Source organism: Saccharicrinis sp. 156 (genome assembly GCF_050589685.1).
Taxonomy (GTDB): Bacteria; Bacteroidota; Bacteroidia; order Bacteroidales; family Marinilabiliaceae; genus Saccharicrinis.
On record NZ_JBNGOS010000010.1, the window covers coordinates 160,253 to 182,081 of the forward strand.

Below are 21,829 nucleotides of genomic sequence, written 5' to 3' on the forward strand. Positions count from 1 at the left end.
GAGAATATGAAAACAGGATTCGCAGGGTCATTGGCCCGAATGTTTATAAAATCAAAACTGACTCCCCTATTGATGGTTGCCTTTGTGATCATTGGGATGTACAGTTCATACCTTACTCCTCGGGAAGAGGAGCCACAGATCGATGTTCCTATTGCCGATATCTTCGTAGGATATCCGGGGGCAAGCCCTAAAGAGGTTGAATCGAGAATCGTAAAACCTATAGAGAAAGTTATTTCCAACGTAAAAGGCGTTGAGTATGTTTATTCTCAATCCATGCCGGAACAAGCTATGCTGATCGTTCAATTTTATGTAGGCGAAGATATCGAGCGTAGTTTGGTGAAGTTGTACAACGAAATCATGAAAAACATGGACCAAATGCCAGAAGGAATTACACTTCCTTTGGTTAAAACAAGGTCTATTGATGACGTTCCTGCCATGGGACTAACGTTGTGGAGCGATACGTACGATGACTATCAGCTGAAAAGAGTTGCCCAAGAGTTAAATTCTGAAATTGAAAAGATTACCGATATTTCAGAAACCAAAATAATAGGCGGAAGAAACCGTGAGATTCAAGTGGTTCTGGACAGGGACAAAATGACGGCTTTCCAGGTGGACCCGCTAATGATTGCGCAACAATTAAAAGCGTCTAACACGCAATTTTCGTCAGGCTCCTTTAATCAGAATAACGATGAATACCTGGTCACGACAGGCAAGTTTTTGCAAACAGCCGAAGAAGTAAGCAACCTGGTAATTGGAGTAAATCAAAACAGTCCGGTTTACCTGCACCAGGTGGCAACTGTTGAAGATGGGCCTGCTTTACCAAGCACCTATATTTCGTTCGGTTACGGGAAAGCCAGCGATAACAAAGAAGTTCACCCGGGAGAGTACAGTGCCGTAACCATTTCGATTGCTAAAAGACGCGGTGCCGATGCCATGCGATTGGCGGAACAGATTGAGCATAAAATTGAATTATTGCAAGGTGAATTACTACCTGAAGATATTCATGTGGAGGTAACACGTAACTATGGAGAAACTGCTTCAGAAAAGGTATCGGAACTTTTGATGCACTTGTTGGGTGCCATTGTAGCAGTAACTTTCGTGGTGATGTTGGCCATGGGCTGGCGTGGCGGTTTGGTGGTGTTTATTTCGGTACCTATCACCTTTGCACTGACCATGTTTAGCTACTATTTTATGGACTATACACTCAATCGTATTACGCTTTTTGCCCTGGTTTTTGTGACGGGTATTGTGGTAGATGACTCCATTATTATCGCCGAAAACATGCACCGTCATTTTAAGATGAAGCAACTGCCATTTTTCCAGGCGGCGTTAAAATCCATCGACGAGGTGGGTAACCCGACCATTTTGGCAACATTTACCGTTATTGCGGCGGTTATACCTATGGTTTTCGTTTCGGGTATGATGGGGCCTTACATGAGCCCAATGCCAATTGGAGCTTCCATAGCCATGATATTCTCGCTATTGGTAGCCTTAATGATTACACCTTGGTTAGCGTACCGCCTGCTAAATCATGAAGACGAGAAAGAAGACGAGAAAGATTATTCGTTAGAAAAGACATTAATTTATAAGCTGTACGACAAAACCATGCGTCCAATGATTGACAACAAGGTGAAGCGCTGGGTATTTATCGGAACAGTAACACTATTGTTGTTTGGTTCTGCAAGCTTGTTCTTATTTAAGGCGGTAACGGTTAAGATATTACCATTCGATAACAAAAACGAGTTCCAGGTAGTGGTCGACATGCCTGAGGGAACAACATTGGAACAAACGGCCAATGTAACCAAGGAACTGGCTGCCTATCTTAGAAACCACGAACTGGTTACCAATTACCAGACTTATGTGGGTGCCTCTGCTCCTATCAACTTTAACGGTTTGGTTCGCCACTACGATTTACGGAGGGGGTCAAATGTGGCCGACATTCAGGTGAATCTGGTTTCCAAGAAAGAAAGAGACTTACAAAGTCATGATATCGCCAAAGAGTTACGCCCTCGCTTACAGGAGATTGGTAAAAAATTCAACGCTAACGTAAAAGTCGTTGAAGTGCCTCCGGGACCTCCGGTTATGTCAACCATGGTAGCTGAAATTTACGGTCCGGATTATGAATCGCAAAAAGATGTGGCACTTCAGGTTAAAAAGCTATTTGAAACAACCGAGAGTGTGGTTGATATCGATTGGATGATGGAAGATGACCAGAATGAATACAAATTTGATGTGGACAAGGAAAAAGCGATGTTGGCAGGTGTTTCTTCACAACAGATAGTTCATGCCATCAACATGAATCTTCGAGGCGCTAAAGTAACCAATCTATATGCCGAAAACGACCACGACCAGGTGGGCATCACCTTGCGTATGGCGGAGAAAAACCGCACTGGAATCGAGGATATAAAGAAAATCAACCTGATGTCGCAACAAGGCAACATGGTTGCTATTGGCGATTTGGTAAACGTTAAAAAAACGGTCAAAGAGAAAAGCATCTTCCGCAAAAACCAGAAACAGGTAGTTTATGTGACAGCGGATATTGCAGGTAAATTGGAAAGTCCGGTTTATGCCATCATGGATATTTCTGACAGGATGGATGAAATACAAATCCCTAAGGGTTATGAAATTGAAGAATTCTATAACGGCCAACCATTTGTGGAAAACAATTATGGTTTAAAATGGGACGGTGAGTGGCAAATCACTTACGAGGTATTCCGCGATCTGGGAACTGCATTTGCTGTGGTTCTGCTTATCATCTATATGCTGATTGTGGGTTGGTTCCAGAACCTTAAGGTTCCGTTTGTAATGATGGTGGCGATCCCATTGTCGTTGGTCGGAATCGTACTTGGTCACTGGATGTTAAACGCCTTTTTTACGGCAACTTCAATGATTGGTATGATTGCGTTGGCCGGTATTATGGTTCGGAACTCCATACTGCTCATTGACTTTGTCAATATTCGACTCGCCGAGGGAGCGCCCTTGAAAGAAGCCGTTATCGAGGCAGGAGCCGTTCGTACAACCCCAATACTGCTAACTGCAGGAACTGTTGTCATTGGAGCCGTGGTTATTTTGTTCGACCCCATATTCCAGGGATTGGCCATTTCCCTGATGGGAGGAACCATTGCATCCACATTTCTAACATTGTTGATCGTGCCATTGATTTATTATTTGGTTGAACGAAAAAAACATATAGCAACAGCAATAGAGGTCTCGGAAAATAAAAATGAAGAAACTGAAAAGAATCATTCAGAAGCATAGTTAATGATTGAGTTTGAGTTTACCTATTCCAAAGTTTTGAGCTTTGGAATAGGTTTAAAACTCAATTTACTAAAGCTTTATTAAATTAATTATTTCAATACTTAATATTTGGGAGATATACCCATGTTTATTAGAAACAAACACACAGGAGAATGATTGAAAAGAAAAAAACGCGCCTCTGTCTGGGTGTTCGTAGTCTTTTATCTCTTTTCTATTAATCTCTAATCTAAAATTTAAAGAAATGAAACTATTATTAGCCGTAACGGTAGCCGAATACCGTGAGAAACTGGAGGAGTTTTTCAGCAATCAGAAGATCACTTCATACAATCACTTTGATGTTACAGGCATAAAAAAGCCAGACAAGGCGCCTCACAGAGCCGGGAATTGGTTTTTTGGTAGCAATGCAATATCAACCGATAACATTGCTTTTTTCACCATAGTACAAGACGAACAAGCTGAAAACATCCTCATTGACCTGAACCGTTGCAAAGCAGAAATTTCTAATTGTAATATTCAGGCTTATATATTAAATATTGAAAACGCATTGTAACTATTAAAACCCAATAATCATGCAAGAAAGAATAGTAAGAGCAGTAGCAGGAACTTTTATTTTAATTAGTATTCTATTAGCTATATATGTAAATATAAACTGGTTATTTTTTACCGGATTTGTAGGTTTGAACTTGCTACAATCATCCATCACCAAATGGTGTTTAATGACCGATATATTATCCAAATTGGGAGTGCCCAAGTAGTATAACGGTTAAAGCAAATACAATATTGTTTGGTGTTCAGCCTTTAAAGCATGTCCCACCACAACCTAGGCCTAACGGCCTAGGTTTTTACAGGTTGGTCCTTCAGACCTTTACCTGAATACACATTTTCAAATCTTGTTTAGACGCCTCCCCGATTTTTTATCGAAAGGAACATCTACTGACGGGAATGGTATAGTTATACCTCCTTCATCAAGGGCAATTTTCCCTTGTTCATATACATCAAAATAAACTTCCCAATAGTCTTGTGGTGTTGAATGAGGTCTAACCGCTAAATTAACGGAACTATCTGCCAACTCGCTAACGCCTACGAATGGAGCCGTGTTTTGCAGAAACTCAGGGTGGCTATTCCTAATATTCAACAATCATTATTTAGCTTTTTTAATATTTGATTCATAGAAAATTCCAAATGTCAAGTCAACCCTAATTTTACCTTCCTCAGTATAGTTTTTAGTATCTCCATTGGAAATTGCACCAAAGGGTATGATGGTAGTTTTCCATAACTATAAGTTTAAGTTAAAATCAATTACGGAAGTTATAGAAATTTCAATATTGTACTAATTCAGTTAGGTTGTCTAACTTCGTTTTAATTGACCACATGGTTCTACATAAATAGTATAGTTTGGTAATTCCAATATCACTAAAGCACTTTGTACTCCAGGATTCACAAAAAATAATTCCTCGGTATTTCTTTATGGCTTTTGTGCCTTCGTAATAAAAACACTAACCTTTCACCTTCTTCAGTTCTTCTTGCAATATCTCCTCCAAATCATCATAACACGAACCACAAATAGTGGCCGCATTAGTTTCGTCCTGAATATCCTCTACTGTTTTCAAATCTTTTTCGTGAATCACTTTTACCAAGTCCTGTTTTCTTAGCATCATATGTTTACATACAAAGTCTCTATCCCCAAATTTGCTCATTATTTTTCTCTTTTAAAATGATTTGTTACAATACAAATGCTTATGAATAACGCTATACTCATATTACATCGCTCCTCTATTATCTTAAATTATTGAATACTTAAAACCAACCGCTACTTATTTGGTTCAATCCGTTAAAGCATCCCATATAAAAAGTTAAGGAACTGTTAAATTAGTGTATTTATGCTTAGTTCAAATAATTGATTAACGTTTTTTAACAACCTTAGATTTTTGACTGCTCATTAAAAAACTAATTTTGGAAGCCACAATAAAAATTGAAATCAATTAAATATAATATTAAAATCATGGAGCAATCTGTTGATATAAGAGAATTAAACGAGAGAATAAAAAACGAGAGTTCGTTCGTGGATTTGCTAACCATCGAAATGAACAAAGTTATCGTAGGTCAAAAGCATTTGGTGGAAGGCTTGCTAATTGGATTATTAAGTGATGGACACATCCTTTTGGAAGGGGTTCCCGGATTGGCAAAAACTTTAGCCATTACGACACTGGCCAATGTTGTAGATGCAGATTTCAGCAGAATACAGTTTACTCCTGATCTTTTGCCCGCCGACCTTATTGGTACTATGATCTATAGCCAAAAAAATGAAGAGTTTATCATAAAAAAAGGGCCTATCTTCACCAACTTTGTTTTGGCCGATGAGATTAACCGTGCTCCGGCAAAGGTTCAGAGTGCTTTATTGGAAGCCATGCAGGAGCGCCAGGTAACCATTGGAGAAACCACGCATAAACTGCAGGAACCTTTCCTGGTGATGGCAACGCAAAACCCCATCGAGCAAGAAGGTACCTACCCGCTTCCTGAAGCGCAAGTCGACCGTTTTATGCTTAAAATTGTTATCGACTATCCTAAAAAGGAAGAGGAACAAATGATTATCCGTCATAACCTGGCCCAATCATTCCCTAAAGCATCAACGATCCTAAAGCCCGATGATATCATCCGTGCCCGCGAGGTGGTGAAAGATGTTTATATGGACGAAAAAATCGAAAAGTATATCGTCGACATCGTATTTGCAACACGTTTCCCGGCTCAATACAACCTGGATAAATACGAAGAAATGATTTCGTACGGTTGTTCACCACGTGCAAGTATCAGTCTATCTATGGCTGCAAAAGCGTATGCTTTTATCAAGCGCAGAGGTTATGTGATCCCTGAGGATGTTCGTGCGGTTTGCCACGATGTGATGCGCCATAGAATTGGACTTTCGTACGAGGCAGAAGCCAACAACATTACGTCGATAGATGTGATTAATGATATATTAAATACAATAGAGGTACCATAGTAGACTTTAGAATAAGAGGTGAGAGTTATAAAGTTTATAAAATGCTTTATCGTATCGGAATACATAAGGCATCATTAAAACAACAAACACTATGGAAACAGCAGAGCTTTTAAAACGGGTTCGACAGATAGAGATTAAGTCGAGGGGGCTTTCCAACAATATTTTTGCGGGCGAGTACCATTCCGCCTTTAAAGGCAGAGGGATGACTTTTAGCGAGGTTCGCGAATACCAATATGGTGACGACATCCGCAATATCGACTGGAATGTAACGGCACGTTTTAATCATCCCTATGTTAAGGTTTTTGAGGAAGAAAGGGAACTCACCGTGATGCTTCTAATTGATGTCTCAGGCTCAAGGGAGTTTGGTACATCTTACAAATACAAAAAAAATATCATCACCGAAATTGCTGCCGTATTGGCTTTTTCGGCCATTCAAAACAACGATAAGATCGGTGTTATTTTCTTTTCCGATAAGATAGAAAAGTTTATAACACCGCAAAAAGGAAGAAAGCACATATTGCATATCATACGCCAGCTGATTTCGTTTACGCCGGAAAATAAGACCACCAATATTGGTGAGGCCTTGCGATATATGACCAATGCCATTAAAAAACGATGTACGGCTTTTGTCATTTCCGATTTTATCGATGAAGAATTTGAGAATCCGCTGAAGATAGCCAATCAAAAGCACGATGTGGTGGCCTTGAAAATTTACGACAAGCGCGAAACAGAGATGCCCTCGGTGGGTTTGGTGAAAATGAAAGATGCCGAAACTGGTCAATATTCGTGGATTGATACCTCAAATATCAAAGTCAGGGAAGCTTTTAACAAATGGTGGAGAGAGAACGATGAAAATACTAAAGCCATTTTCAGAAAGTGTGGGATCGATAATACCTCCATCAGAACCGATGAAGACTACGTTAAGTCTTTAATGTACTTATTTAAAAAACGAATGTAATGAACCATATTACACTTGTAAATAGGATTAAAAAAATCAACATAAAAGAATCCTTACTTGCAGTTTTAATTGCATTTGCAAGTTTTTCTGCAAATGCTCAACAAGTAAATGTTACCGCTACGTTGGATTCTACCATGATATTGATTGGAGGACAAATTGACCTTAAACTCGAGGTGAGTCAACCCTCCGGTGTGATGGTCAACTTCCCGCATTTTACTGATACCATCACAAAAAACGTTGAAATCGTTGAAAGAGGACAGGTAGACAGTTTAAGATTGGGGAACGACCGATTGGTTCTATCCCAACTTTTCAGGATTACCTCGTTTGATAGTGGCTTGCATTACATTCCTCCTATCGAATTTGAAGTGATTCAAAACCAGGTAAGAAATATAGCAGCATCCAACGCGTTAAGTCTGATGGTGGTGAACCCTTTTAAAGAAGTAGATCCTGAAAAAGGGGTTACAGATATAAAAGGACCACAAGATGCTCCATTTAAAATTGCCGAGGTACTCGATTTTATATATCTATATGGTGGAATAGCGCTGGCTCTGGGATTACTGATATGGTTATTTTTATACCTGCGCAAAAACCGAACCGAAGGTGGATTGTCGTTTGTCAAAGCAAAACCGCAGGAACCGGCACATATTATTGCGCTAAGGGAGTTGGATAAAATCAAGGATTCAAAGCTTTGGGAACACAATAAGGTCAAAGAGTTCTATACCCAGGTGTCCAATACTATCCGTGCGTATATCGAGCAAAGATACGAGCAGTCTGCCCTGGAACAAACATCCATTGAAATTTTCGATTCCTTAAAATCTTTGGATATCGATAACAAATCGATGGAGCAACTTACCCAGGTGCTGGAATTGGCCGATTTGGTTAAGTTCGCGAAGTTTCAGCCGTTGGCAGATGAAAACGGGTTGACCTTGTTGAATGCCTACTTTTTTGTGAATCAAACCAAAAAAGAAGAAATTAAAACACTGGAAGAAGAAAAAGTACAAATGTTGGCCAAGGGTGTGCAACAGGAAGATTCCATAGAAAAGTAATACAGGTTATTGCATAACAATAATATAATGAACAACATTAAATTTTTACATCCGGATTATTTTTACCTTTTGCTGGTATTGGTGCCCATGATAGGCTGGTATATCTGGAAACATAAAAGTGCCCAGGCTTCGTTGCAAATATCCACTTTAAAGGGTTTTAGCGCGGCTCCAACGTCATGGAAAGTATACCTGCGACACTTACCTATCGTTTTAAGAGCATTTGCCATTGCCATGATTGTGGTGGTTCTGGCTCGCCCGCAGTCTTCAAATAGCTCCAGAGACGTTGTTACCGAAGGAATCGACATAGTTATGACGATGGATATCTCTTCGAGTATGGAAGCGCTGGATTTTACACCAAACAGGCTGGAAGCGGCAAAAGATGTGGCCTCGGAGTTTATATCTGCTCGTGAAAACGATAAGATCGGGATGGTTATTTTTGCCGGAGAGAGCTTTACGCAATGCCCCCTAACCACCGACAAAACGGTGTTGGTAAATATGATGCAGGACATAAAAACGCATATGGTGGAAGACGGTACCGCTATCGGACTTGGTTTGGCAACCGCAGTGAACAGAATTAAGGACAGTGAGGCTAAATCCAAGGTTATTATCCTTTTAACGGATGGTGTAAATAACCGTGGGGAGATAGCACCATTAACAGCAGCCGAGATAGCAAAGACATTTGGCATTAGGGTCTATACCATCGGTGTGGGTACCAAAGGCATTGCCCAACGTCCCGTACAAACACCTTACGGCACGCGTCTTGTAGAGGAAGAAGTGAAAATTGACGAGGAGATGATGCAAGAGATTTCCAACATCACAGACGGACAGTATTTTAGGGCTACCAATAAAAACGGCCTTAAAAAAATATACGAAGAAATTGACCAATTGGAAAAAACCAAGATTGAGGTAAAGGAATACACAAAACGTTCGGAGGAATATATGCTCTGGGCAATTTTGGCCGCGGTGTTTATGTTGCTGGAAGTGCTTTTAAAAAGCACGGTGTTACGAAACCTACCTTAATAAAACAGAATCATCATGTTTAGATTTGAACATACAGAATTTTTATATCTGCTGGCTATTATTCCCATATTAGCTTTTGCCAGTCTGATAATCGGACAAAGAAGGAAAAAAGCCCTGGAACGGTTCGGTAATCCAACCTTATTGGAACCCCTGATGCCAAGCGCTTCTTCCGTGCGTCCCACGGTTAAATTTTATTTGATGTTATTGGCACTGATCGCCATCATCTTCACTTTGGCAGGGCCTCAATTCGGAACTAAGCTGGAAACCGTTAAACGTAAGGGAATAGAAATCATCATTGCTTTGGATGTTTCCAACAGTATGAATGCGCAAGATATTCAGCCCAGTAGATTGGACAGGGCGAAGAGAGCAATTTTTCAGTTGGTAGATAAGCTTCAGAACGATAAAATAGGCTTGGTTGTGTTTGCAGGACAAGCGTACACACAGCTGCCCATTACAACGGATTACCCCTCGGCTAAGATGTTTATTTCATCTATTAACACAGGAATTATTCCTACGCAAGGAACTGCAATCGGAACCGCCATCAACCAATCTATCAGGTCGTTTACATCACAAGAGGATGTGAATCGCGCTATAATTGTTATTACCGACGGCGAAAACCACGAGGATGATGCCATTCAGGCCGCCAAAGCAGCAGCAGAAAAAGGAATAAAAGTATATACGGTAGGAATGGGACTTCCCAAGGGCTCCCCTATCCCGATCCCCGACGGTGGCAAAAACAACTTCATGAAGGATCGTGAGGGAAATGTGGTCATCTCCAAGTTAAACGAAGCCATGCTGGTTGAAATCGCGACGGCGGGAGGTGCAGAGTTTATAGCGGCCAACAATATCCGAAAGGGGATGAACGATTTGGTCGACCATCTTTCGAAATTGGAAAAGACGGAAATGGAAGCCAAGATTTATACCGATTATGAAAATCAGTTTCAGTATATCGCTTTGTTTGCGCTATTGTTTTTGTTGATAGAATTTATGGTATTGGAACGCAAGAACAAATACCTGCGTAAAATTAAACTGTTCGAAGAGGAGGACGAGAAATGAGATCTTTACTGACTACCATATTATTGTTTTGTGCAATAACAACCTTTGCACAAAAAGAACGTAAGTTCATTCGCAACGGAAACGATGAATACAGCGAAGGCAAATTTATCGAGTCCGAAATTGAATATAAAAAAGCATTGGAGAAATTAAAGGAAGGAGAATCTTCTTTCGAAGCCGATTTTAACCTGGGAGATGCATACTTTAAACAAGAGAAATTTGAAGAAGCCTTTAATCAGTTTAAAAGTATCAACCTTGAAAATTTAAGCAAGGAGCAGAAGGCACAGGTTCAGCACAACCTGGGTAACACTTATCTGGCCCAAAAGGATATCGACAATGCAATCAATTCGTATAAAGATGCTTTAAAAAACAATCCTTTGGACGATGAGACCAGGTATAACTTGATTGCCGCCATGAAAATGAAACAGCAGCAGGAACAAAATCAAGATCAGAACAAAGACCAAAATCAGAACAAAGACCAAAATCAGGATCAAAACAAGGACCAAAACAAGGACCAAAACCAACAGGATCAGCAAAAACAGGATTCCGATGGGGATGGTATTCCTGACGAAAAAGAAAAAGAAGACAAGAACGGACAGCAAAACGAAAACGAGGATACCGATAAGGATGGCACACCGGACTATCAGGACGAAGATTCTGACAACGATGGCATACCGGACCAACAAGAAGCCGGCGAGAATCCGAATGAACCAAAGGATACTGATGGAGATGGAATACCAGATTATCGCGATACCGATTCCAATAATGACGGGACACCGGATAGTCAGGAACAACAAGCTCAACCTCAGGATCAAATATCCAAGGAAGATGCGGAGCGAATCCTCAATGCGCTGAATCAGGATGAACAGGAATTACAGGATAAAATGAAAAAAATAAAAGGTAAGCCTAACAAAAACATTGAGAAAAACTGGTAGAGTAAGAGCCGGTGTTCAACCTGGATGCTTTATTGCATTGATAAAGCACCAAAGGCCGAACCGGCCTAAACAGGTCCGAGGGCTAGCCCGTGAAACGTTGAATGAAACTTTCTCGGCATTTTGATTAGCGTAGCGAAAAGTGAAAAATGTTTGATTTTTTCAGGCTTATAAATATATTTTTGCACAAGAATTTCAATATTGTGATGATGCACCAATTAAAACACATATTTTTTATAGTTCTCATGCTTTCCATTTTTGAAAGTGTGGGTGCGCAAGATGTCCAGTTTACAGCCCAGGCTAAGCAGTCTGTGTTGGCGGGAGAGAAATTCCAGCTTATATTCTCTGTCAACGAAGAAGGCGATGATTTTAGGTTACCCCCCCTCCCCGATTTTACAGTATTAATGGGGCCCAGTGTCATGACCAGTTCAAGTACACAAATAATTAATGGGAAAGTGACCAGAAGCAGACAGTATACCTACACTTATATTTTAAAATGCGACAAACCCGGCAATTACACTATTAATCCGGCACAGATAACTGTGGATGGTAACAAATATTCAAGTAATGAAATCAGTATTGAGGTTGTAAAAAACGACGGTTCCGCCCAAAAACAACAAAGTCAGCAACAGCAGTCTTCCGAGACAGATTTCTCAACGGATGATTTGTTCATCAAGGTACTCAGCAATAAAAAGAGTATATACCAGGGCGAACCTTTGGTGCTGACCACTAAAATTTATACCAGAATCGACCTGGACAATGTTTCGGATATCAAACATCCCGATTTCAGGAATTTCATCGTACAAGAACTGTCCGATGGCAGTAATATTCAATGGGCCTACGAGTATGTGAATAATAAACAATATAGAGTAGGTACCTTTGAACAGAAAGTACTATATGCACAAAAAACCGGCGTGCAAACCATCTCTCCCACCGAGATAGAGTTTTTGATCAAACAAAGGGTGCGTCGTAGGTCGCAAAGCATTTTCGACGACTTTTTTGATAACAACTACAGGGTTGTAAAAAAACGTGTTAAGTCCAAGCCAATTGAAGTAACGGTTAAACCATATCCTGCGGGCAGACCACAGAATTTTTCTGGAGCCGTTGGACAGTTGAGCATGAAGGTGGTGACCTCTGCCAATAAAGTTAAGGTAAATGATGGTGTCACAATTAAAGTAATCATTTCCGGCACGGGCAATCACAAATTGATGTCCTCGCCCGAGTTTAACTTCCCTACCGACTTTGATTTGTTTGATCCTACGACTAAAAATAACTTTCAGAACACAACGGCCGGGATGAAAGGAACCAAAACATTTGAGTACCTTATTATTCCCAGGTTTCCGGGAACATATACCATCGATCCTTTAATATTCTCATATTTCGATTATCAATCAAATAGTTTTAAAACAATTTCGTCGCAACCCATCCATATCGAGGTTGAAAAAAATGGCGAAGGAGAAGAATATGTAAGTGGAACGTATAGTCCATCCAGTGTAAACCGCGAGGATGTTAGGTTTGTAGGAAAGGATATCCGATTTATCAAAACCGGACGACCCGACTTAAAACCTAAAGGTACCTTCCTGTTCGGTTCTATGTTGTTTTATCTGGGGTATTTATTACCTGTGCTATTGCTGGTTGTGGCCTTTGTGTTATACAGGAAGCGCATGCACGAAAATGAGAACGTGCATTTGGTAAAGAACAAGAAAGCGAATAAAATGGCTCAAAAACGCCTTAAAAAGTCGTCTTCCTTCCTTAAGGCAAAAGATCATGAGGCGTTCTACGATGAAGTATTGAAAGCTTTATACACCTATTTAAGCGACAAGCTATACCTACCGGTAAGTGAATTAAACAAGGACAAAATAAGCACGCTCATTGAAGAACGAGGTGTTGAAACACAAGTGAAAGATGAACTGATATCAATACTAGACACTTGCGAGTTTGCCCGTTTCTCCCCTGATTCAGGAGCTACCGAAGAAATGGATAAACTGTATAAACGGGCTTTAACCAACATTGGCAGATTGGATAATCAAATAAAAAAATAACCTGCATAGTCGCTTTTCTGCCACGGGCAGCAAACGAACAACCGGGCACAGAGGAACAAAGCCTGCCCCGAACTTAATTCGGGGATTGAAATTTGCATAGCTTTTCAAGTTTTACTAATTATTAAGCGCATGAAAAAACTACTAATATATATTATCGTACTTGCAGCTGCCGCTTCAGCATATGCTCAAGACAACAGATTTGAAGATGCCAACAACCTATTTACGGAGGGGAAATACGAGGAAGCTATAACCTCTTATAACGAAATTATTAATACCGGAGTCGAAAGTGCCAAATTGTATTATAACCTTGGCAATGCATATTACAAATCTGGCAATCTCCCCAGGGCCATATTAAATTATGAAAGAGCTCTTTTGCTGGCTCCGCACGACAAAGACATCCGGTACAACCTCGAAATGTCCAATATGCAAATCACCGACAAACTGGAAACCGTTGGCGAGTTCTTTCTGGCAACCTGGTTTAAAAACTTTAAAAGCAAAACAAAGTCCGACACCTGGGCGCTCCTCTCTATAACTGCTTTTTGTATATCTATATTGGGTATAGGACTATTTTTATTTTCACGTAAAAGAAGTATAAAACAAGTTTCGTTTGCTGCGGGAATAATTTTATTCGTTGTGGCATTTATAGCGTTTAACTTTTCAGCTTCTCAAAAAGACAAGCTCATTAATCGGGATACTGCTATTGTTTTTGAGCCCTCCGTAAGCGTCAAGAGTTCTCCTTCGGCTGGAGGAACAGATCTTTTTATTCTGCACGAAGGAACAAAGGTGAATATCCTGGAAGAACTTGGCGAATGGAAAAGGATTGTAATCAGCGATGGTAATGAAGGTTGGATGCCTGCTGCAGCAATAGAAGTGATATAGCACAACATTGGAATTATCGCTCTGGAGCGTTAAAATGAAGCAACGCAGTGTCTTGTTTTGAAGCCATTTCGATGTGTAATACCGGCCAGTAGGCTGGCTAAGAAATTCTCATGCATATTGCAGACCTAAAACGCATATACAAGAAAGCCTGATTCAATGTTGAGCCAGGCTTTCTTGTTATAAACAAAACGTACCTAATATGTACTTCATATTGTTTGCAACGTTATTTTATAACATGCTTTCGTCAGCACAAATTTCAAAAATCTTATCTAGCTTCATCAATGACAATAAGCTCATGACATCCTTCTGAATTGCACATAAAGCAAAAGATGTATCACTTTGCCTGGCTGTTTTCAGTGCGGATATTAACACACCTATTCCAGTACTGTCGATAAATTTGATATTTGATAAATCAAGTATCACTTTACTGTTGCTTTCTGATACAATACTTGTCAAATCGCTTTTTACATCATCCGCTACAGCAGCTGTAAGTCTGTCAGATTCTTTGATGCTGGCAATTACAAATCCGTCGTTTAATCTTGTTTCAACCATAAGAGTATGTAAGGTTTAATAGGTACTAATCACTTTATTTAACTCATCCACTGCTTTATTACATACAGTAGTAAATTTTTCAATAAGACTTTCTAATGTTTCTTTGTCGGCGTTTTCCACAACCCAAGTCACCCTGCTGTCAGGATAACTCTCAAGATTCCGTTTAAGGTTGACAATCTCTTCTTTTTGGGATTCCGTTATGCTTTCTTTCACCGAGAGTTCATTGATTCGTAGTTGCTTCGCCAATAACTCCATGTTTTTCAGGTCGATACTACCAAGCTCTTCCATTCCCATTGACATCACCGATGATTTTGCCTTATGGGCAATGGCTGCTACTTTAACCCAGTCTTTGTCTGTCATGCTTTCCGCAAAACCATCTGTAAATTCGGGCATTTGATCCAGAAATATCTCAACAAGTTCTTTAATAATTTCCTTGTCCCCTTCAGCAATTCCCTCAAGGTAAGATAAGTCGATATATTTGTAATCCTCTACCATTAGGTCTGGCTTTAATTATTAGTTTAAAATACAAATCTAGTTTTTTTTATGTAACCTACATGCAAATTCCAAAGTAAATTCAGCAATTTCCTTGGTACATTTAATTCACAGTTTTCATTGTACCAAGTATTGATTTGGTACTTCAATGAGTTTTTTAATCGTCTTAAAGATAAAGATTCTTTAAAAATTACAAGAGCGAATACGCTATTTTTTAGCAAAACGGATAAAAAGAAAGTAATTATCATATATGACCCAATAACATTTGCATACATTTGTGTCAATAGATAAAACATTTGTTCTTAAATTTTCAAGAAAAATAAATAATGAAAAAAACTGCCTTCTACGCTATCCATCAGCAGCTAAATGCTAAGATGGTCGCTTTTGCCGGCTACGAAATGCCAATAGAATACTCGGGAATTAACAACGAACACATGCAAGTGAGAAATTCGGTAGGTGTATTTGATGTTTCGCATATGGGCGAATTTTGGGCGAAAGGCCCCCATGCTTTGGAGTTCGTGCAAAAAATAACTTCTAATGATGCATCCAAACTAGCCGTTGGTAATGCTCAGTACTCTTGCTTTCCAAATGGCGAGGGAGGTATAGTTGACGATCTACTGGTTTATAAATATGAAGAAGAAAAGTACCTATTGGTTGTAAATGCCTCCAACATAAATAAAGATTGGGAATGGTGTGTAAAAAACAATACCATGGGTGCCGATCTGGAAAATGCATCTGATGCCATTTCACAATTAGCTGTGCAAGGACCAAAGGCGGTTGAAACACTGCAAAAACTTACGGATATAAATTTATCGGAGATACCTTATTATAGCTTTGTTACGGGAAAAATAGGCGGCATTGATGAAGTTATCATCTCAAATACCGGTTATACCGGTGCCGGTGGTTTCGAACTTTACATGCATAATAAAGATGCGGAGCATATTTGGAAGGCCATCTTTGAGGCTGGAGCAGAATTCAATATCCAGCCTATTGGACTGGGTGCCCGCGACACCTTGCGTCTTGAAATGGGTTATTGTCTGTATGGCAACGATATTGATGACACCACCTCACCTATTGAAGCGGGTTTAGGTTGGATTACAAAATTTACAGACGACAAAGACTTTATGGACAAACAAGTGTTATTAAAGCAGAAAACCGAAGGTGTAAAACGTCGGTTAAGAGGCTTTAAGATGATTGACCGAGGCATCCCGCGCAAGGATTATGTTATTGTTGATGTGGATGATCATGTTATTGGTAAGGTAACCTCCGGAACGCAATCACCTGTTTTGCAACAAGGTATTGGAATGGGATATATAATTACACCAAATGCCAAATTGGGTTCCGAAATATATATCAAGGTTAGAAATAGAAAACTGAAAGCCTTAGTCGTAAAAACGCCATTTATCTAAATGAACGCACCGACCTGACTATTGCTTTTATAATGTAAAAAGCACATTTACACGTAAAACATTCAAATAAGCATAAGCAGACCGGTATCGTAAAAATAACGTAGTGAGGGTGTCCGATATTCAGTTTATGAAAATTGTAAATTTACGATTTGTAAGTACCGAGCGAATGGCTCTTCCCCTTAACTCTGAAGCCAGGGGAAGTAACGTATCAAAGATGCAGGGATGGGGGTTACTGAGTCTCTCAGCTTTTAATCTGCAAGTCCCGCTGTTAATTAAAAACATTTTGGGATACCCTCACGTAACAAAGATTTTTTCATGACTAAAATCAGGTTTCCGAATGACAAAAATCATTTCACATATCCTTTAACAACAATATTTTAAGCGGTATTTGGTGTTATTTTGGAGACTTAGACCATAACATTTAATTATAACAGATAACTATGTTTTATGGCAAATAATGGATTTAAATGACAGATTTTTCTAAATTTGCGCCATACTTCAAAAGAAAAGGATAAATCTCAATATTGTAAGCTAATCAGGCTTTTTTGTATAGTGAAAGCTCTATTTTTTTGAATTTTTATTAATTGTATAATAATACATATCCATTAACAATTCTATTATTGAAAATGGCTATAAGTGTAAAAAATAATTTAAACATGAAAAAGCACAATTTTTACGCCGGACCATCTATTTTACCGGAATTTACCATTAAAAACACAGCCGAAGCTGTTGTAAATTTTGCGGGAACAGGTTTATCTGTTATGGAAGTATCTCACCGTTCCAAAGAATTCGTTGCGGTAATGGAACAAGCGATTGCTCTTGTTAAAGAATTGTTGGAAGTACCAGCCGGTTACCAGGTAATTTTTGTGGGTGGTGGTGCGAGCACACAATTCTGTGCGGTCCCATATAATTTATTAAACAAAAAAGCAGGCTACCTAAATACCGGTTCGTGGGCAGCCAAGGCGCAAAAAGAGGCTAAATTATTTGGTGAAGTGATTGAAGTTGCATCTTCTAAGGACAAAAACTACAATTATATTCCCAAAGGTTTTGAAATACCTGCTGATTTAGATTACTTACACATTACTTCTAACAACACTATATATGGTACCGAAATAAAAACAGATTTAGACCTGGGTGTTCGTTTAGTAGCCGACATGTCATCGGATATTTTCTCACGTCCCATCGACGTGTCAAAATACGATGTAATTTATGCAGGTGCGCAAAAGAATCTTGCTCCTTCCGGAGTGACCGTGGCGATTGTAAGAGAGGATGCATTAGGTAAAGTGGAGCGGGAAATTCCAACTATGTTGGATTACCGCACGCATATCGATAAAGAATCGATGTTCAACACGCCTCCTGTATTACCTGTATTTTCTGCTTTACAAACCTTGACTTGGTTGAAGAATAATGGTGGTATTTCTGCCATGAACAAGAAGAATGTGGAAAAAGCAGCGCTTCTTTACGACGAGATCGATAGCAACAAATTCTTTAAGGCTACTGTTGAAGCTGAGGAAGACAGATCTATCATGAACATCTGTTTTGTGATGAACGAAGAGTATGCCGAACTTGAAAAAGACTTTATGGAGCTTGCCACCTCAAAAGGGTGTGTAGGTATTAAAGGTCACCGTTCGGTAGGTGGGTTTAGAGCTTCTACATACAATGCACTTCCAAAAGAAAGCGTAGAAGTATTGGTTGCTGCCATGAAAGAATTTGCTTCCAAACACTAGAATACCATATTAAAACACTTGGAACATTCTTCCCACTATCCTTGGGATAGTGGGAAGTACCATACCAGGTTCTTCGCCATAGGCTACGCCCCCGGAGAAAGATGGGGGAATGGGGAATGCATAAACTACTCCATACCTCTATATCAATTACATAACCTAAATAAACATAAATTCTTACTAATATGTCAAAAGTACTTGTTGCCACAGAAAAGCCTTTTGCAAAGGCTGCTGTTGATAAAATCCAAGCTATTGTTGAAGAAGCTGGTTTCGACTTTGCTTTGCTCGAAAAATATACCGATAAGGCTGAACTTCTGGAGGCCGTTAAAGACGCTTCTGCACTTATCGTTCGTTCCGATAAAGTTACCGCCGAAGTAATAGAGGCTGCCAAAGAACTTAAAATTGTTGTTAGAGCAGGTGCCGGTTACGACAACCTTGACCTTGAAGCTTGTACTGCCCATGATGTGGTTGCCATGAACACGCCCGGGCAAAACTCAAATGCAGTTGCCGAGTTAGCTTTTGGTATGATGATTTCTATGGCCCGTAATGCATACAACGGTACTGCGGGAACCGAACTTAAAGGTAAAAAGATTGGTATTCACGCGTACGGAAACGTAGGTATGTACGTAGCCAAAATTGCGCAGGGTATCGGAATGGAAGTTTATGCGTTCGACCCATTTGTAAGTGCCGATAAAATTAAAGCAGACGGTGTAACACCTGTTGATTCTGTTGAAGATCTTTATTCCACTTGTCAGTATGTGTCTTTGCATATTCCTGCAACTGCTCAAACTAAAGAATCTATCAATTTTGATTTGCTTTCTAAGATGCCTAAAAACGGTGTATTGGTAAACACAGCCCGTAAAGAGGTTATTCACGAAGCAGATATGATTAAGTTGATGAACGAAAGAACTGATTTTGCTTATATCTCTGATATCGCTCCTGATAACAAAGATGAATACGCTCCATTTGAAGGAAGGTATTTCTTTACTCCTAAAAAGATGGGTGCGCAAACTGCAGAGGCTAACATTAACGCAGGTGTAGCAGCCGCCAATCAAATTGTCGATTACATCAAAAACGGGGTCACTACTTTTAAGGTAAACAAGTAAGCTCTTTTTTAAATCAAATATAAAGGGTATTCGTTCGAATACCCTTTTTTCGTTCTCAGTCATATGCCTCATAAATGATTTTCATATGCTTAAAATCTCATGCTTTAACGATTTATTTTTATGCGCATAAAAATAAATCCTAAACGTATAAGTTCTTCGTTTTATAAGCACTAGATTTAAATGTTACAGTTAACCATTATCGGTTGTGCCATTTGAGCGCAAAAAATTCCTGCCAAAAATCAGCAACTCTCTCCCCTTCTTCTTGATAAATATCACTATTCAAAACAAAATTAAGTGCCTATATTGTATTCTGATTAAAATCCTGATTAAAATCTAAACAATATGGCTGTAGTAAAACCTTTTAAAGGACTTCGTCCACCACAAAACATTGCCAGTACATTGGCATGTTTGCCTTATGATGTAATGAACCGTGAAGAAGCGGCAAAAATGGCGGAGGGAAAACCGGAATCGTTATTACATATTACCCGAAGCGAAATAGATTGTTCGCCAGATATCGACATCCACTCGCAGGAGGTATATGATAAATCCGTTCGTAACTTCAAGATGTTCCAGGAAAAGGGATGGTTATTTCAGGAAAAGGAAGCCCGGTTTTATATTTACGCGCAAACAATGGATGAACGAACCCAATATGGTATCGTGGGCGCTGCATCTGTTGATGATTACTTAAATGGTATCATTAAAAAACATGAATTGACCAGAAGCGAAAAGGAAAAAGATCGCATGATTCATGTAAAAATAAACAATGCCAATATTGAACCCGTGTTTTTCACCTACCCCAATGTGAAAGAAATTGATGACATCGTTGAAAACTATGTAAAAAATAACGAACCGGAGTACGACTTCACCGCTGAGGATGGTTTTGGACATCATTTTTGGGTAGTTAGAGGCAAGGATTTAAATCGACGTATCGAAGAACTTTTTGCGACCAAGGTCCCTGCCACATATGTAGCGGACGGACATCACAGAACGGCTGCGGCCGCCTTGGTTGGAAAAGAGAAGAGAGAGCTAAACCCTAATCATACTGGCAACGAAGCGTACAATTTCTTTTTGGCGGTTCATTTTCCCGATACCCAATTAAAGATTATTGATTACAACAGGGTTGTTAAGGATTTAAACGGGCTTTCGAATCAAGAATTTATGGCCAGGCTTCGTGATTGTTTTGAAATCATTCAGACCTCCAACGAAATTATTAAACCCGATGAACTTCATCAGTTTTCGATGTACTTAAATGGTAAATGGTATAAGCTAAAAGCCAAACCGGGAACATACAACGACGGCGATCCCATTGGTGTATTGGACGTTACTATTCTTTCCGACCTGGTATTGAATAACATTTTAGGCATAAAAGACTTACGCACCGACAAACGAATTGATTTTGTAGGTGGTATCCGTGGTTTGGGGGAATTGTCACAAAGGGTGGACAGCGGTGAAATGAAAGTGGCCTTTGCCCTGTATCCGGTTTCTATGAAACAATTAATAGACATTGCCGACACTGGTAATATTATGCCCCCAAAAACCACTTGGTTCGAACCTAAGTTACGCTCGGGACTGGTAATTCATAAATTGCAATAAAATTTTATCTTTAGTATAAATCAAAAGAGATTGCTTTAGATAGGCAATCTCTTTTTTTATTGATATTTTTGTTATGCAAAAAAACGAACACATGACCATTGTTGAAAATATAAACAAAATAAAATCCTCCCTACCCGAAACCGTAACCCTAGTGGCTGTTTCAAAAACAAAACCCAACAGCGACATTATGGAAGCGTATGATGCCGGCCAACGGGTTTTCGGAGAAAACAAAGTGCAGGAATTAACCCGGAAACACGAAGAACTGCCCCAGGATATCCAATGGCACTTCATAGGTCATCTGCAAAGCAACAAAGTAAAATATATTGCCCCATTTGTAAGCCTACTGCATGGGGTGGATTCTTTAAAACTACTAACTACCATTAATAAGGAAGGGAAAAAGAATAATAGGGTCATAAAATGCTTGTTACAGTTCCATATTGCGGAGGAGAGTACCAAATTCGGATTCTCTGTGGATGAGCTGGATGAACTCATAAAAAACGATGCCATCCTCGAATTTGAAAACGTTGAGATATGTGGCGTAATGGGAATGGCTACGTATACGGATGACAAATCGCAAGTGGCCAAAGAATTTTCGGTTTTGGCTAATATTTTCGATCAACTAAAAAAGAAGCACTTTAGCAAACAAGAATATTTTAGAGAGATATCCATGGGAATGTCGGGCGATTTCGATATAGCCATCAAGCAAGGCAGTACAATGGTTCGCATAGGCAGCACAATATTTGGGGCCAGAAACTATCATTGATATT

General features: G+C 39.5%; 20 protein-coding genes. 16 read left to right on the plus strand and 4 right to left on the minus strand.

Translation table 11 applies throughout. The features are described 5' to 3' along the window. The first annotated feature begins 6 nt into the window (after positions 1-6). From ACRD64_RS08160 to ACRD64_RS08170, 3 genes are all read left to right on the plus strand, one after another. Positions 7-3,258 carry an efflux RND transporter permease subunit gene (locus ACRD64_RS08160; RefSeq protein ID WP_430932806.1) on the plus strand — a complete coding sequence of 1,084 codons (3,252 nt, stop codon included), beginning with the start codon at positions 7-9 and terminating at the stop codon, positions 3,256-3,258. Positions 3,259-3,499: 241 nt separating this feature from the next. Further along, positions 3,500-3,808, plus strand: coding sequence for a hypothetical protein (locus tag ACRD64_RS08165; RefSeq protein WP_430932807.1), 309 nt, complete (start codon positions 3,500-3,502; stop codon positions 3,806-3,808). Positions 3,809-3,827: 19 nt separating this feature from the next. Next, positions 3,828-4,013, plus strand: coding sequence for a YgaP family membrane protein (locus tag ACRD64_RS08170; RefSeq protein WP_430932808.1), 186 nt, complete (start codon positions 3,828-3,830; stop codon positions 4,011-4,013). A gap of 128 nt (positions 4,014-4,141) precedes the next feature. On the opposite strand, the gene ACRD64_RS08175 is transcribed toward ACRD64_RS08170, so the two are convergent. After that, complete coding sequence (locus tag ACRD64_RS08175; protein ID WP_430932809.1) at positions 4,142-4,393, minus strand: hypothetical protein; 252 nt, start codon at positions 4,391-4,393, stop codon at positions 4,142-4,144. Between the two features lie 361 nt (positions 4,394-4,754). Further along, positions 4,755-4,955, minus strand: coding sequence for a (2Fe-2S)-binding protein (locus tag ACRD64_RS08180; protein ID WP_430932810.1), 201 nt, complete (start codon positions 4,953-4,955; stop codon positions 4,755-4,757). A gap of 305 nt (positions 4,956-5,260) precedes the next feature. Between ACRD64_RS08180 and ACRD64_RS08185 the strand changes: the two genes are divergently transcribed. The 8 genes from ACRD64_RS08185 (at position 5,261) to ACRD64_RS08220 (ending at position 14,186) form a co-directional block, all read left to right on the plus strand. Continuing rightward, the gene (locus ACRD64_RS08185) at positions 5,261-6,256 is read left to right on the plus strand and encodes an AAA family ATPase (protein ID WP_430932811.1); all 996 of its coding nucleotides are present in this window, start codon (positions 5,261-5,263) and stop codon (positions 6,254-6,256) included. A gap of 91 nt (positions 6,257-6,347) precedes the next feature. Continuing rightward, a complete protein-coding gene (locus ACRD64_RS08190) occupies positions 6,348-7,214 on the plus strand; it encodes a DUF58 domain-containing protein (RefSeq protein ID WP_430932812.1) in 867 nt (288 codons plus the stop codon). Then, positions 7,214-8,260: a hypothetical protein gene (locus ACRD64_RS08195; protein WP_430932813.1), complete on the plus strand. Its 1,047-nt coding sequence runs from the start codon at positions 7,214-7,216 to the stop codon at positions 8,258-8,260. Before ACRD64_RS08190 ends, ACRD64_RS08195 begins: the two co-directional genes overlap by 1 nt. A 27-nt stretch (positions 8,261-8,287) precedes the next feature. Continuing rightward, complete coding sequence (locus ACRD64_RS08200; protein WP_430932814.1) at positions 8,288-9,280, plus strand: vWA domain-containing protein; 993 nt, start codon at positions 8,288-8,290, stop codon at positions 9,278-9,280. 15 nt (positions 9,281-9,295) lie between these two features. Further along, positions 9,296-10,336 carry a vWA domain-containing protein gene (locus ACRD64_RS08205; protein ID WP_430932815.1) on the plus strand — a complete coding sequence of 347 codons (1,041 nt, stop codon included), beginning with the start codon at positions 9,296-9,298 and terminating at the stop codon, positions 10,334-10,336. Further along, entirely contained in the window at positions 10,333-11,268 is a 936-nt protein-coding gene (locus ACRD64_RS08210; protein WP_430932817.1) for a tetratricopeptide repeat protein, read from the plus strand. Before ACRD64_RS08205 ends, ACRD64_RS08210 begins: the two co-directional genes overlap by 4 nt. 242 nt (positions 11,269-11,510) lie before the next feature. After that, positions 11,511-13,307: a BatD family protein gene (locus ACRD64_RS08215; RefSeq protein ID WP_430932818.1), complete on the plus strand. Its 1,797-nt coding sequence runs from the start codon at positions 11,511-11,513 to the stop codon at positions 13,305-13,307. Between the two features lie 129 nt (positions 13,308-13,436). After that, on the plus strand, positions 13,437-14,186 hold the full coding sequence (locus ACRD64_RS08220) for a tetratricopeptide repeat protein (RefSeq protein ID WP_430932819.1): 750 nt from the start codon (positions 13,437-13,439) through the stop codon (positions 14,184-14,186). A 228-nt stretch (positions 14,187-14,414) separates the two neighbouring features. Here the strand turns inward: ACRD64_RS08220 and ACRD64_RS08225 are convergent, their stop codons facing one another. Beyond that, positions 14,415-14,738, minus strand: coding sequence for an STAS domain-containing protein (locus tag ACRD64_RS08225; RefSeq protein ID WP_430932820.1), 324 nt, complete (start codon positions 14,736-14,738; stop codon positions 14,415-14,417). 15 nt (positions 14,739-14,753) lie between these two features. Then, positions 14,754-15,233 carry an Hpt domain-containing protein gene (locus ACRD64_RS08230; protein WP_430932821.1) on the minus strand — a complete coding sequence of 160 codons (480 nt, stop codon included), beginning with the start codon at positions 15,231-15,233 and terminating at the stop codon, positions 14,754-14,756. Between the two features lie 323 nt (positions 15,234-15,556). Here ACRD64_RS08230 and gcvT point away from each other — a divergent pair, with 323 nt between their 5' ends. From gcvT to ACRD64_RS08255, 5 genes are all read left to right on the plus strand, one after another. Next, a complete protein-coding gene (gene gcvT / locus ACRD64_RS08235; RefSeq protein ID WP_430932822.1) occupies positions 15,557-16,639 on the plus strand; it encodes a glycine cleavage system aminomethyltransferase GcvT in 1,083 nt (360 codons plus the stop codon). A gap of 656 nt (positions 16,640-17,295) precedes the next feature. Then, positions 17,296-18,366, plus strand: coding sequence for a 3-phosphoserine/phosphohydroxythreonine transaminase (serC, locus tag ACRD64_RS08240; RefSeq protein WP_430932823.1), 1,071 nt, complete (start codon positions 17,296-17,298; stop codon positions 18,364-18,366). A 182-nt stretch (positions 18,367-18,548) separates the two neighbouring features. After that, positions 18,549-19,469: a 3-phosphoglycerate dehydrogenase gene (locus tag ACRD64_RS08245; protein ID WP_430932824.1), complete on the plus strand. Its 921-nt coding sequence runs from the start codon at positions 18,549-18,551 to the stop codon at positions 19,467-19,469. A 342-nt stretch (positions 19,470-19,811) separates the two neighbouring features. Further along, positions 19,812-21,062, plus strand: a complete 1,251-nt coding sequence (locus tag ACRD64_RS08250) for a DUF1015 domain-containing protein (protein WP_430932825.1) — start codon at positions 19,812-19,814, stop codon at positions 21,060-21,062. A 73-nt stretch (positions 21,063-21,135) separates the two neighbouring features. Continuing rightward, a complete protein-coding gene (locus ACRD64_RS08255) occupies positions 21,136-21,825 on the plus strand; it encodes a YggS family pyridoxal phosphate-dependent enzyme (protein WP_430932826.1) in 690 nt (229 codons plus the stop codon). The last annotated feature ends 4 nt before the right edge of the window (positions 21,826-21,829 follow it).